12 protein-coding genes are annotated in these 12,278 nt (G+C 55.5%); 6 read left to right on the top strand and 6 right to left on the bottom strand.

Going from position 1 to position 12,278, the window contains the following annotated elements:
* Nucleotides 1-81 precede the first annotated feature (81 nt).
* The 5 genes from HLAC_RS19060 to HLAC_RS17090 all read right to left on the bottom strand — a co-directional run bounded on the left by HLAC_RS19060 (nucleotide 82) and on the right by HLAC_RS17090 (nucleotide 4,772).
* The gene (locus tag HLAC_RS19060) at nucleotides 82-255 is read right to left on the bottom strand and encodes a hypothetical protein (protein WP_154018586.1); all 174 of its coding nucleotides are present in this window, start codon (nucleotides 253-255) and stop codon (nucleotides 82-84) included.
* Between the two features lie 59 nt (nucleotides 256-314).
* Nucleotides 315-1,136: an IS5-like element ISHla2 family transposase gene (locus HLAC_RS18465; protein ID WP_012660244.1), complete on the bottom strand. Its 822-nt coding sequence runs from the start codon at nucleotides 1,134-1,136 to the stop codon at nucleotides 315-317.
* A 41-nt stretch (nucleotides 1,137-1,177) separates the two neighbouring features.
* Nucleotides 1,178-3,016, bottom strand: coding sequence for a type II/IV secretion system ATPase subunit (locus HLAC_RS17100; protein ID WP_012660243.1), 1,839 nt, complete (start codon nucleotides 3,014-3,016; stop codon nucleotides 1,178-1,180).
* Between the two features lie 125 nt (nucleotides 3,017-3,141).
* Nucleotides 3,142-4,287: a pyridoxal phosphate-dependent aminotransferase gene (locus HLAC_RS17095; protein WP_012660242.1), complete on the bottom strand. Its 1,146-nt coding sequence runs from the start codon at nucleotides 4,285-4,287 to the stop codon at nucleotides 3,142-3,144.
* Nucleotides 4,284-4,772 (bottom strand): Lrp/AsnC family transcriptional regulator, encoded by a 489-nt coding sequence (locus tag HLAC_RS17090; RefSeq protein WP_012660241.1) that lies wholly within the window; start codon nucleotides 4,770-4,772, stop codon nucleotides 4,284-4,286. Before HLAC_RS17090 ends, HLAC_RS17095 begins: the two co-directional genes overlap by 4 nt.
* 128 nt (nucleotides 4,773-4,900) lie before the next feature.
* Here HLAC_RS17090 and HLAC_RS17085 point away from each other — a divergent pair, with 128 nt between their 5' ends.
* The 4 genes from HLAC_RS17085 (at nucleotide 4,901) to HLAC_RS17070 (ending at nucleotide 9,344) form a co-directional block, all read left to right on the top strand.
* A complete protein-coding gene (locus HLAC_RS17085; RefSeq protein WP_012660240.1) occupies nucleotides 4,901-5,230 on the top strand; it encodes a hypothetical protein in 330 nt (109 codons plus the stop codon).
* A gap of 740 nt (nucleotides 5,231-5,970) precedes the next feature.
* Nucleotides 5,971-6,741: an IclR family transcriptional regulator gene (locus tag HLAC_RS17080; protein ID WP_012660239.1), complete on the top strand. Its 771-nt coding sequence runs from the start codon at nucleotides 5,971-5,973 to the stop codon at nucleotides 6,739-6,741.
* Between the two features lie 41 nt (nucleotides 6,742-6,782).
* On the top strand, nucleotides 6,783-7,982 hold the full coding sequence (locus HLAC_RS17075; protein WP_012660238.1) for an MFS transporter: 1,200 nt from the start codon (nucleotides 6,783-6,785) through the stop codon (nucleotides 7,980-7,982).
* A gap of 114 nt (nucleotides 7,983-8,096) precedes the next feature.
* A complete protein-coding gene (locus tag HLAC_RS17070; protein ID WP_012660237.1) occupies nucleotides 8,097-9,344 on the top strand; it encodes a CaiB/BaiF CoA transferase family protein in 1,248 nt (415 codons plus the stop codon).
* A gap of 2 nt (nucleotides 9,345-9,346) precedes the next feature.
* Here the strand turns inward: HLAC_RS17070 and HLAC_RS17065 are convergent, their stop codons facing one another.
* Complete coding sequence (locus HLAC_RS17065; RefSeq protein ID WP_012660236.1) at nucleotides 9,347-10,333, bottom strand: NADPH:quinone reductase; 987 nt, start codon at nucleotides 10,331-10,333, stop codon at nucleotides 9,347-9,349.
* A 92-nt stretch (nucleotides 10,334-10,425) separates the two neighbouring features.
* Between HLAC_RS17065 and HLAC_RS18460 the strand changes: the two genes are divergently transcribed.
* Both HLAC_RS18460 and HLAC_RS17060 read left to right on the top strand, forming a co-directional pair.
* Nucleotides 10,426-11,064, top strand: coding sequence for an IS6 family transposase (locus tag HLAC_RS18460; RefSeq protein ID WP_012660235.1), 639 nt, complete (start codon nucleotides 10,426-10,428; stop codon nucleotides 11,062-11,064).
* 158 nt (nucleotides 11,065-11,222) lie between these two features.
* Nucleotides 11,223-12,278, top strand: coding sequence for a substrate-binding domain-containing protein (locus HLAC_RS17060; protein ID WP_012660234.1), 1,056 nt, complete (start codon nucleotides 11,223-11,225; stop codon nucleotides 12,276-12,278).

Raw genomic sequence — 12,278 nt, 5'->3', positions numbered from 1 at the left:
TGTTGAAATCCTATTGAACTAACACTTTTAGCAGTGACACAGCTGCTACGTAGATGTGGGAATTGGCTGTTTCTTGAGCGATTACTCACTTACAACCCGTTTTTTATAGACTAGATATGCTAATGGAAGCATTAGAACATAGATGACGGTAGTCATGGCTAAAAATAGCTCACTAGAATCTACTGCTAAACTGTAGAATAGACCGAGTCCAACGAGACCATATGCTACAGCAAGTGTCCAAATTACTTTTGACATACATAATGGGTTAATGCCTGATGAGATAACGATTGTGGGACCTTTGCTCTGTACTGATCTTAGAGGGCTCGGTCGATATTGTGGACAAGACATCTAAGAACGAGTTCACGGAACTGTTTCCACCATTGTCGGGAGCGAACGAAGGCACCGTACTTTCGTTTGAGCGTTGAGTTGACCGTCTCTGATTGACTTCTCTGTCCGTAGAGATCAGCGTCTAAGCGTGCGTTCCATGCCTTGTGGAGAGATGTGAACTCACGATGCTTAATCAGTGGCCGAACCTCGTGGTGACGGGCAAGTCGTCTGATCTTCTGGTCGTCGTAGCCTTTGTCACCGAGCAGAATGTCGATGGTCTCGGGGTTGCGTTTGATCAACGATGGAGCGATCTGACTATCGTGTTTTCGTGTCGTCGTCACGTGCAGATCGAGAATTGCGTTCACTTTCGTATCTACCAACAGCGTCACTTTGAGCTGCTGAATCGTGAGTTCAGCCCGTTTCGTGTAATGTTTTGAGGCGTGACTGCGGTCGAACCCTGACGCATCAACTCCAACGATTCCACTCGTCGGAAGTAGCGTCGCTGAGAGAGTCAATACAACACGCCATACAGCCATATCAAGCCGATTGAACGCCTTACAGAGCGTTGATGGCGTAGGTAGTTCAGTTAATCCAAGAGCTTGACGAATGCGTGGCATCTCGATCAGTTCGTCAAGCAGACCACGATAGGTCGTGTTCTTCCGAACTTTGAGACACAGTAGAACAACGTGCTGCGGGAGTGTATAGCGGTGTTTAGAAAACTTCGAGGAGTATCGAGAGACTGCTCGGCGTGCTAGGTGGATCGCCTTCTCAGTAAAACGGAGAATCTGCGACTTCGGGAGGGTCTTCATCTCATGGAATTACACGACAAACATGTAAATCTTCAAGGATTTCAACAGAGCCGTTCAGTCGTAAACCGCTTGATGACCTCGCCCACGGAGTCGGCGTGGAACGTGGTGTAAGTAGTGTGTCCAGTCGACATGACCTGGAACAGCGTTCGACCCTCCTCACCCCGAATCTCACCCATGACAATATAGTCGGGCCGCTGACGGAGTGCAGCCTCCAGCAGGTCGAACTCGTCGACGTCGCCGGTGTCATCCTGTCCGAAGGAGGGACGAGTGACGCTGGCGACCCAGTTTCGCTGGGGCAGTTCGACCTCGCGGGTGTCCTCGATTGAGACGATTTTAGCGTTCGAAGGTATGAACAGAGAGATAGCGTTCAGGCTGGTCGTCTTCCCGGACGCCGTCCCGCCGGCGAAGATGAGCGACTTGTGGTTCTCGATACAGAGCCAGAGGAAAGCCATCTCGTCGAGATTGAACGTGTTCCAGTTGATGAGGTCGATTGGGGTGAAGGGAACGTCCTTGAACTGACGGATGGTGTAATTAGTCCCGTGGTCGGAGACTTCCCGGCCGAGTGTGAGCTGGGCACGCGATCCGTCCGGGAGCGTCGCGTCTACCTGCGGCTGGCGTTTCGAAATGCCCTTGCCGGAGCGTTGCGCGAGTTTGACGACAAAGTCGTCCAGATCCTTCTCGCCGTGCGTGACGTTCGAAATTATCTGTTCGTAGTCTGTATGGTAGACGAACACGCGGCTGTTGTACCCGTCACAGGAGATGTCCTCGACGTTGATATCGTGTTTGACCGGGTCGATGTTGGCGTAACCGATGAAGTTTCGCTTGAGCAGATAGAGGAGTTTCTCGACCTGGTACTCGGTGAGTGTGTCGGGGTCCTCTTCGAGTATAATCGGTTCGGGACGGACTTCGATACCGTCGACTCCGCTCTCTTCGACCTCCGGTTGGACATCGTCCATTCCGAGCATCTCCTTGAGCGAGCCCATCATGCCGCCGCTCTCGGCGGACCCAGTGTCGTCTGTTATCGTCCCGTCGTAGAGTCCATAGCGCTGCAAAAGCCGTTCGGCCTCGCGCTGAATGACCTCTGCGCGGTCGTTCTCGTCGCCCTGGACGATGACGTCGTCTTCGGAGTATTTGATAGCGGTTTTGAGCTTCCGGGAGAGGAAATCCTTCAGTTCGTTCTCGATGTCGTTGAGGTGCGGTTCGATAACGTAGTATTTGCGCTCATTTTCTTTTCGGGAGTGAAAGATGATGACACAGGCGTAGGGCTTGTTCACCCAGTAGCGGTTCTCTTCGACGAAGTGGGTCTTCTTCTCCAACGGAACAGACTTTTCGAGATCGTACCGATTGACGACTGTCGTGTTGCCGTAACGGTCCGAGAAGAATGCGTCCTCGTCGAGTTCCTCGGCGACGTTGACTGTCCGTTCGTCAACGAGATTCTCGAGGTCTGACGTGATCGACTGGGCGTGGCTTAATCGGTCATCGGTTTCGTCGGGGTCGAAGCCGAGATACTGTGCTGCTTCGAACGGTTCTTTTTCCCCGTCGCTCGACCGAGGCGCGTTCCCGTTCTTGTCGTAGTAGTACTCCCGTTTGAAGTGTTCCCAGGAGTACGTGTCCTTTACGACAGGGGTGCGTTCAGGGTCACAGAACTCCTCGAACTGTTCTTGAAGTGTCTTGCCGGCGCTCGCGCCGGCTTCGAGCTTCCGAGGGAGGTCTCTCGGGTCGAAGCCGAGATACGCCGTCCGGTCGAACTGTCCCCCATCGTGTTCTTCACGGCGAAAATCACTCCAGGAGTAGTCCCCGACAGTAGTGGCCGGATCCCTACCAACTCCACCCCCGGAATCAGCCTGTTCATTGCCTCCCCCTGTGTCATCGATTGCCATTACAATTCATCTGCCCTTAGGCGTGAAAAAGCTTTACGCCAGAAACACCGCCGACGGCATACAGTAGCAGATCTGAATTCACGGTCGCCGAACGTCTGGATGGCCAAACACCGGGACAGCAATGGTCAGACGACGAACCGCTCGATACGGGCCATTGCCTCTTTCAACTCGTCGAGTCCCGTCGCGTACGAGACACGTAGTTGGCCCTCGCCGCCCTCTCCGAAGGCCGTGCCGGGTACGACAGCGACCCCCTCTTCGTGGAGGAGGGCTTCGGCGAACTCGCTGGCATCGTCCCATGGACACTCCGGGAAAGCGTAGAACGCACCGCTGGCCCGGAAACAATCGATACCCATGTCCGCGAACCGCGAGAGGACGAACTTCCGGCGACGGTCGTACTGGGCTTTCATGTCTGCAACGACGTCATCGCACGATTCGAGGGCCTCGATAGCAGCGTACTGGGCCGTCGTCGGTGCAGACAACATCGTGTACTGATGGATGCGGTTCATTGCTGCCGTCGCCTCTGGCGGAGCCATCGCATACCCCAGGCGCATTCCCGTCATTGCGTAGGCCTTCGAGAAGCCATTAAACACGACAGTACGTTCGCGCATTCCCGGCAGCGTCGCGATAGATGTATGCTCGTGTTCGTACGTCAGGTCGGCGTAGATTTCGTCCGAGAACACCGTCATGTCGTGTTCGCGGGCGAAGTCGGCGACCGGTCGGAGTTCTTCGCCGGTCATCGTCGCGCCGGTTGGATTGTTCGGGTAACAGAGCACGAGGACGTCTGCGTCGGCTGCACCGGACGACTCCAGTACCTCCCGCGTTAGTTTGAACTCGTCCTCGCGGCGGGTCTCGACCGAGAGCACGTTACCGCCGGTGAAGATGACGCCGGGAACGTAGGAGACGTAGCACGGTTGCACGACGGCGACTGTGTCGTCGGGGTCGACCAGCGCCCGGTAGGCGAGGTCGATCCCTTCGCTCGCGCCCGCGGTGACGAGAATTTCGTCTTCGGCAGCGTAATCGAGGTCGTACCGATCGTCGACGTGGTCAGAGATCTTCTCTCGAAGATCTCGTCGACCGCGGTTCGCGGTGTACGAGGTTTTACCCTGTTCCAGTGAGGCGATTGCAGCATCTCGTGCCGCCCACGGTGCCGAAAAGTCCGGCTCTCCAACCCCGAGCGAGATGATATCGTCCATCTCTTCGGCCAACTCGAAGAAGCGTCGGATACCCGACGGTGGCACCGCGTCGACCCGGTCTGCAATGTCGAACGTCATGGTGAGACGGAGAGTCTGTCGTCGTCGTCGCCGTCACCGAACTCGATGCCGTGTTCCTTGTACGACTCCATGACGTAGTGGGTCACTGTCTGGGTGATTTCTGGAACGGGCGCGACCTTCTCGCTGATGAAGTGGGACACTTCGCGCATCGAGTCGCCCTCGACTTCCATCATGAAGTCGTAATCCCCGCTAACGAGGTGGAGCGACTCGACCATCGGGAACTTGGCGATACGCTCGGCGACGTCGTTGTAACTGGTCTCGCGGTCGAGTGTGAGATTGAGTTCGACCGCCGCGCGCACGGTCTCCTGTTCGAGTTTATCCCAGTCGACGACAGCGCGATACCCTCTCAGGACACCCTCAGATTCGAGGTCGAGGATGATTTTCTCGACTGTCTCGGCGTCTGCGTCGGTTTGGCGGGCGATATCCTCGACGGAGTAGCGGGCGTTCTCACGGAGTAGCTCTAGAACCACGTCGCGACTGCTCATACCGATAAACCGCCGTGCGACCGTATAAAGACTTGCTACACGTGGTCGTTCACGACTGTCCTGAACTGCAAGTTTAGCAACAGAGCTAATTCAAGATTTTATGATGAGCGACGCCGTATACCCCATGAATGCGCTCAGACCCCCCCAAAACTGGTTGGGAACTCGTCGCACAGCGAGACGAAGCAGCTGCACTGTTTCGTGCAGCGGTAACGTTAGATGCTGGCGCGGAGTACACCCGCTCAGAGATCGCCGATGCCGCCGATATACCGTTAAAGACGCTCTATCTCGCGGACGCGATGGACGAATTCGTGGATATCGGCCTTCTCAACCGAGTCGACAGCGACGAGGAAGATTCTGAAGCCTACTTTTCGGTAAATCCCGACAGCGACGTTCTCGCTGCAGCCCGCGATTTCGATACCGCCGTTGCTAACACGTACGAGAGAACGCCGCAGACGTAACCTCTTCCGAGATATTCGGAAACCGTGAAAAACCTGCTGTGAGTGGTTAGCCCACAGTATTCGTGCCCCAACTGAGAGTAGATCGTAGTATCATCCTCTCGCACCGAGATATGACCAGCAACGAGCGTTGAATCCTACCAGAGAATCCTGCATACAACATACCATATTTCATTAATATAAATATATCCAATATAATTTCGCATATCGATATTTCAAACTTTAAAAGTAATACACTGATGGTGTAGGATATTTCTATTAATTTCGAGTATATATTTATACATTCTAAGTTATATCCGAAATTTAAAACCTATTAAAATTATTGTGTGAAATAGGTGCAAGATGTTCGCCTATAGAATACATCGACTCTTTGCTGATTAGACTTCACATGGCTCTTTCAGTGGAAGGTTCCAAATTATAATCTTCGTGGTAGAATTCGGTTTATATATCTTTTCTATTATTTATTGGTGGAGTTAAATTGACACCGTCTTCGCACTCCCCATTACAACAATATGTCTGTAATTTTTTTCAGTTGTAAGTATAGCAATCTTACAGGCATTCAGTGGATAGATGGTACGTAAGTAAGCACGACCTCGAGTATCCACCTTCCTACTTTGTGGGACCGTTATAGCGGCACATTTTCGGCAGAAGCGAGTATCTGGTCTGGGACTGGCCATACTGGACGTCTCTCCCCTCTATCCGAGTATGCAAGATTTATCATGGGTGGTCTTCTACGTGTGAGTATGAATGACAGCGTAAAAACGCGGGCGAAAACGACGGAAACATCGCTTGAGATAGTCGACACGCTGCGACAAGTAGATGGAGCAGACCTGGAAGAGCTATCCGAGTACCTCGGAATAGCGACGAGCACCGTCCACAGACATCTTGTAACACTGCAAGAGCGTGGATACGTCGTACAGGAAGACGGGGAGTACAGGATCGGGCTCATGTTTCTCACCGTCGGTGGGTACGCACAGCGAAACTGGGACGCATATCCAAGTATCAAAAGTACTGTCGACGATCTGGCCACTGATACGGGTGAACGAACGCAGTTCATCGTCAACGAGAACGGCGAACGAGTGTACCTGTACACCTCGGTCGGACAGAGTGCCGTCGAAACGGGTGCACAGAATGGGAAACGCGGTCCTCTCCACTGCAGCGCTGCTGGGAAGGCGATTCTGGCGGCCTACCCCGAAAAGCGCGTTCACGAAATCCTCGACCGCAAAGGACTGCCAAAAACAGGCAAAAACACGATAACAGACGAATCCGAATTATTCGGACGGCTCGAAGAGATCAGAGAACGCGGGTACGCGTTTAACAGACAGGAGACGACGAACGGCGTCCACGCCGTGGGCGCAGCCGTAACCGACTCTGACGACCACGTACTCGGTGGGCTGAGCGTCTCTGGCCCCGCGCATCGTCTGAAAGGGGACGTACTAATGGAAGAGTTGCCACAACAACTTCTCGGAGCGGTGAACGAACTCGAATTGCATATCCAGCATTCGGTCAGGTGATGGCAACCTATTAGTACGCTGTCTGTAGAAGTCGTTTCAAGATGCAGGCCAGCGATAGACAGATAACCAGTTTCACGACGCTCGGTCACGCACTGTTTCACACGTACGAGTTGTCGATTCCGCTCTTCATCGGGCTGTGGATAACCGAATTCGGTCTCTCTGCAGCACTGACCGGCCTCGTAGTTGGGGCAGGATACGCGCTTATTGGAATTGGAGCACCAGTCAGTGGCGTCCTCTCAGATTATTTCGGGTCTCGGCGGCTGATACTTCTATCCGTGCTCGGAATGGGTGGTGGCTTCGCCCTGCTTGGAGCAGCACAGGGGCCCCTGTCGCTGGCAGCCTGTGTCGTACTCTGGGGAGCATTTGCAAGTTTGTACCATCCTGCAGGACTCTCGTTGATTAGCCGGGGGGCCTCCGAACGAGGAACGGTGTTTGCCTATCACGGTGCTGGCGGCAATATCGGGACGGCAGCTGGACCGCTCTGTACAGCTCTCCTGCTATCGGTGTTTCACTGGCGCATAGCGGCGGTAGTTCTATTCGTCCCAGCGGCTGTCGCCGCCTTCGTCGGAATGCGGATCTCGTTCGACGATATCAAATCGAAGGACGGCGATAACCCGGACTCGATGCGAGGTGCGTTCACAGAGACACTTGTCGATTCACGTCGGCTGTTCACAGTCGGATTCAGCATCGCATTCATCACTGTACTGCTGTACGGAACCTACTACCGTGGTCTCCTGACGTTCTTGCCGGACATACTGGGTAATTCCTCGCTGGACGACCTGACAATTCTGAGCTACTCGTTGGGACCCGCGGAGTATATCTACACCAGCATGTTGACCTTCGGAATCGCGGGACAGTACGCCGGCGGAAAACTCACCGACCGTATCCCGAGTCGGACGGCGTTTCTCGGTGCGTTGAGTTCGCTCGTTGTGCTTGCCCTCCTCTTTATTCTCGTCCAAGGACAGGGCTTCGTGCCGCTGGTTCTGGTCAGTCTGGCGCTCGGATTTTTCGTCTACGCGACGGCACCCATCTATCAGGTCGTCATCGCCGAGCACGTTCCGAGCGAGAGTCACGGCCTCTCCTATGGCTTCACCTACCTGGCCATGTTCGGCATCGGGGCCCTCGGGGCAACGATTGCCGGCACGCTGCTGACGTACGCGACGACAACGATACTGTTCGTCGCACTGGCTATGCTGGCGGCGACCGGATGTCTCTGCCTCCTTGTCCTCCGGTGGCTCTGAATCTAAGGGGCTAGTATTGTCTCGCTTTATATTGCAATTTTGTTTGAGAGAGTTGAGGATGCTATGGGAAAAGCTTATTTGGCCACTTCGTCGATTTCTCTGTGTGACCCTCTCATGAGCGAAGACAAGCGGATACTCGACGGTATAAAGGTACTAGATTTGACAACTTTTGTCACCGGGGGGTTTGCGACACTAATGCTCGCAAATCAGGGTGCAGAAGTCGTCAAGATAGAACGGCCGGGCGTCGGCGACGACAACCGCTACTCGGGACCGCCGTTTGTCCAGGTCGACGACGACGAGTTACCGGGACGCTCCGCAGCCGAAGAAGGGGAATCGCCGTACTTCTGGACAATTAACTACGGGAAAGAGAGCGTGGAACTCGACCTCAAATCCAGCGAAGGGAAGGAGATACTGTACGAACTGGCCGCTGAGGCCGACGTCTTCGTCGAAAACTTCCGGCCGGGGACAGCAGCGAAGCTCGGTGTCGATTACGAGACCATCAAAGAGTACAACGACTCGATAATCTACTGCTCGATCTCCGCCTTCGGTGAAACCGGGCCCTGGAGCGACCGTCCCGGTTACGACCTCCTGGCACAGGGGATGGGCGGACTGATGGACGTGACGGGCTACCCGGACGGGGACCCCGCAAAAGTGGGCATCCCGCAGACGGACCTTATTACCGCGATGTGGGCCGCCTTCGGTATCGTCAGTAGCCTCTTCAGTCGGGAGTTGACAGGCGAAGGTGACCGAGTCGAACTCGGGATGCTCGACGCGACGCTCCCGTGGCTGACCAAGCAGGCAGGAAAATCGTTCGTAGGCGAAGAGCCAAAGCGGATGGGAACGAAAGACCCGGTTCTTGCGCCGTACCAGATGTACTCCACGAAAGACAGCTACCTCAACGTCGCCTGTGGAAATCAGCGTCTCTGGGAACAACTCTGTGACGCCATCGACCGTCCAGAGCTGAAATCGGACGAGCGGTTCGCGTCGAACAGCAAGCGAGTGGAGCACATGGACGAACTGGAGGAAGAGCTCACCGCTACCTTCGAGACCCAGACGACCGACGAGTGGGTGGAACTGCTGGCCGAAGAGCACGAACTGCCGGTCGGTCCCGTCTTCGATGTCGGGGAGGCCCTGACGAACGAGCAGGTCGAAGCTCGGGGTGCCGTGACGACACTGGAACATCCGGCCGCCGGCGAGATTCAGGTACTCGAACACCCCCTCAACTTCGAAAACTCGGAGTCCGGGTTCCGAGAGGCACCACCGTTGCTGGGCGAAGATACGGAGGCAAAACTCCGGGACCTGGGATACGACGACGCGGAAATCGAGCGATTACGAGCAGAGGGAGTTGTTCCCTCCGAATAGGCTTACGACTGCGTGTCGATAACGACCTTTCCGAGCGTCCCCGACGACTGGAGGTAAGCGTGGGCCTCCGACAGTTCGTTGAGGCCGAATGTACGGTCGATCTCGACGGTGAAGGTCCCGTCTGCGAGAAGTTCTCCGACGCGACGCAGAATCGGAGCCTGGTCTTCGGCTGACGCCACAATCGACATGAATCGGAGATCGGCGTCAGCTTGTTTTGCCGTCATCGACGTACCGCTGTCGATAGCAATCGGTGATTCCTCGCCGATGATGACGATACGCCCACCGCGTTCGAGGCGGGTGAGGTCCGCCTCCAGGTTCGAATCCGCGTGGGGTTCGAAGACGACATCGAGTGGGCGGCCGTCCGTCGCTTCGGCCAGTTCACCTGCCAGGTCTTCTGATCGGTAGTCGACCACCGCATCCGCCCCGAGCGAGCGGACTAGCGAAGCGGGGTCACCATCTCGGGCCGTCCCGACGACGTGGCTACCTGCCGCTGCTGCAATCTGTGTAGCTGCGTGGCCGACGCCGCCGGACGCGCCGTGGACCAGACACGCATCCCCGAGCGAGAGTTCGCCTCGGTCGATGAGTGCGCGCCAGGCCGTCGCAAACGCCATCGCAGCTGCAGCGCCAGTCTGAAACGACACCGAGTCCGGAAGCGGCGCGAGCATGTCCGCTGGTGCGACAGTGTATTCAGCGTACGTTCCCGGAGAGAAGACACCGAGTCCCGTTGCAAAGACACGGTCACCGGCAGCAAAGTCTCCCACATCGCTGCCGACAGACTCGATGACGCCAGCCATGTCGGACCCACCGACGTGCGGCAGGCCGCCGGCAGGTTCGACGTTTCCTTCGCGAACGTACGTGTCGATAGGGTTCACGCTTGCTGCTTCGACGCGGACAAGAACCTCGTCATCACTCGGGGTCGGTTCCGGAACGTCCTCTTCGGCAGTCAGTACACTCTCGTCTCCGTATTCGTGGTATCGTGCAGCTCGCATGCCTCACCATTGGGATGAGGGGTATTAAAACACCGTCCAAATCGTATGGTCGCGTTAAGTTAGAGGATGAGGCGGACGAGTTCTGAGTGTCTATGGCAGAATTCGACCGCCTCAGCGAAGGTATCGCGTGGATTGACTTGTCGTTTGTGGAGCGAGATCGAACGCCGCGCTGGGCGATTGAAGTAGGGATCCGCTGTCACTTAGCCGGTATGTCACTGAGAGAGGTAAGTAAGCATCTCGAAAGATTTGGGGTTGATCGGAGTCATGTCGCTATTCACAACTGGGTTCATAAAGCCGATCTACAACCGATCTCGACGGTTTCTGCGGATCAACTCGCGGTTGATGAAAAGATGATCCGCCTCCACGGCCAGCAGTTCTGGCTGTACGGCGCGGTTGATCCATATACCAACGAAATCCTTCATGTGAGCCTCTATCCGACCACAACGAAACAGACGACGCGATGGTTTCTGACCGATCTACACCAGCGATACAGGCTCAATGACGTGGAATTTCTCGTCGATGACGCAGACTATCTTGGACCAGTCCTCGCTGAAGATGGCTATCGATTCCGAGTGATTCGGCATGGAAATCGGAATGCTATCGAACGTGTCTTTTGGGAAATAGAACGTCGAACATCATCGTTTGCGAATAGTTTCAGCAATGTCGCGCTTGAGACAGCTCAAAATTGGCTCGAAGCCTTCGCCGTCTACCACAATTCACGCCAAACTTAACGCGACCAATCGTATGGAGTGGTACATAATACAATACGTTGAGCTACTGTGACCAACGGTATCAAGGGGAAAATTGAACTGAGATGCAAACTTTTATCCTTCCCCGCTAAATCTTGTTTGAACAAGTCCGGAGAGTTGCTCTTCGGGCGTGATGACACATGGCAAATGATATGAACCGCAGCAGACGTTCCTTTCTTAAAGGCGCATCAGTCGCAGGTGTTCTTGGACTCGCAGGCTGTCTCGACCAGTCAGCCGGCGGCGACGGCGACGGCGGGGCCTGGACACTTGGCACTTCTTCCGAGGGGTCCTCATCGTTCGCAATTGGATCAAACTGGACGGAGTACGCCAGTCAAAACGACGCACTCGACTTCGAAGTCGACGCGGTGATCACCGAGGGGACCGGTGCATCGTATCGACGTATGGACAGAGGCGACTTCGAACTGAGCGGGACGACGACGCAACTGCTCGCAGCGTCCCCCGACACTGGCCCGTACGAAGACGAGCCGCTCCAGGACTTCGATAACATCCGTCAGATTCGAGGCTACATGGGCTTCTACAACTTCGGCCTGTACAACGCAGACGAGGTCGACGGCTGGGACGACCTCGAGGGGAGCTCAGTTGCTATTTCCTCGGCAGGGTCCGGGACGCGACCACCGGTCGAATGGCTTGTCGACCAGGAAGTTGGTATGGACAACATCGACGCCCGATACATGGCTTTCGCCGACATGCCGGCCGCGATGCGGTCCGGTCAGATAGACGCGATGTTTACCTGGACAGTCAACAAGACGAACCCGCAGGGCGCATTCCAGGAGGTCGACGCAACAGTCAACTGGGAACCGCTCCCGATCTCCGAAGCAACCCGGGACAAGCTTCAGAACGACCTGGCCTACTTGACGTACGTCCAGCTGGACGAGGATACGGTCGCACAGAACACCGAGAACTACAGTGAACCGCTCGACACGTTCACGCTCACGTATCTGTACGTGGCGAAGGCCGACCGCGACGACGACCGCATCTACGACATCACGAAGTTCACCTACGAGAATGGCGACGAGTTGGTCGACCGAGATTCCGTAATGGGCTATTTCCCGGACCCAGATCAGTTCATGGGTCAGCTACACCCTGACATCCCGGTCCACAAGGGTGCCTACGACTACTACACCGAGGAAGGTCTCTGGGAGGACTACGACCTCACCCCACCACCGGAAGCCTGA

Origin of the sequence: Halorubrum lacusprofundi ATCC 49239 (assembly GCF_000022205.1) — an archaeon.
Lineage (GTDB): Archaea > Halobacteriota > Halobacteria > Halobacteriales > Haloferacaceae > Halorubrum > Halorubrum lacusprofundi.
The sequence above is the reverse complement of the archived record's forward strand: the minus strand, read 5'-3'. Positions and strand labels throughout refer to the sequence as shown.

What these genes read in the sequence shown, in the direction of transcription:
- HLAC_RS17080 (WP_012660239.1), top strand. Translation starts at nt 5,971, where the DNA reads ATGAATGACAGCGTAAAAACGCGGGCGAAAACGACGGAAACATCGCTT.
- HLAC_RS17100 (WP_012660243.1), bottom strand. Translation starts at nt 3,016, where the DNA reads ATGGCAATCGATGACACAGGGGGAGGCAATGAACAGGCTGATTCCGGG.
- HLAC_RS17065 (WP_012660236.1), bottom strand. Translation starts at nt 10,333, where the DNA reads ATGCGAGCTGCACGATACCACGAATACGGAGACGAGAGTGTACTGACT.
- HLAC_RS17090 (WP_012660241.1), bottom strand. Translation starts at nt 4,772, where the DNA reads ATGAGCAGTCGCGACGTGGTTCTAGAGCTACTCCGTGAGAACGCCCGC.
- HLAC_RS17060 (WP_012660234.1), top strand. Translation starts at nt 11,223, where the DNA reads ATGGCAAATGATATGAACCGCAGCAGACGTTCCTTTCTTAAAGGCGCA.
- HLAC_RS18460 (WP_012660235.1), top strand. Translation starts at nt 10,426, where the DNA reads ATGGCAGAATTCGACCGCCTCAGCGAAGGTATCGCGTGGATTGACTTG.
- HLAC_RS17085 (WP_012660240.1), top strand. Translation starts at nt 4,901, where the DNA reads ATGCGCTCAGACCCCCCCAAAACTGGTTGGGAACTCGTCGCACAGCGA.
- HLAC_RS17075 (WP_012660238.1), top strand. Translation starts at nt 6,783, where the DNA reads ATGCAGGCCAGCGATAGACAGATAACCAGTTTCACGACGCTCGGTCAC.
- HLAC_RS18465 (WP_012660244.1), bottom strand. Translation starts at nt 1,136, where the DNA reads ATGAAGACCCTCCCGAAGTCGCAGATTCTCCGTTTTACTGAGAAGGCG.
- HLAC_RS17070 (WP_012660237.1), top strand. Translation starts at nt 8,097, where the DNA reads ATGAGCGAAGACAAGCGGATACTCGACGGTATAAAGGTACTAGATTTG.
- HLAC_RS19060 (WP_154018586.1), bottom strand. Translation starts at nt 255, where the DNA reads ATGTCAAAAGTAATTTGGACACTTGCTGTAGCATATGGTCTCGTTGGA.
- HLAC_RS17095 (WP_012660242.1), bottom strand. Translation starts at nt 4,287, where the DNA reads ATGACGTTCGACATTGCAGACCGGGTCGACGCGGTGCCACCGTCGGGT.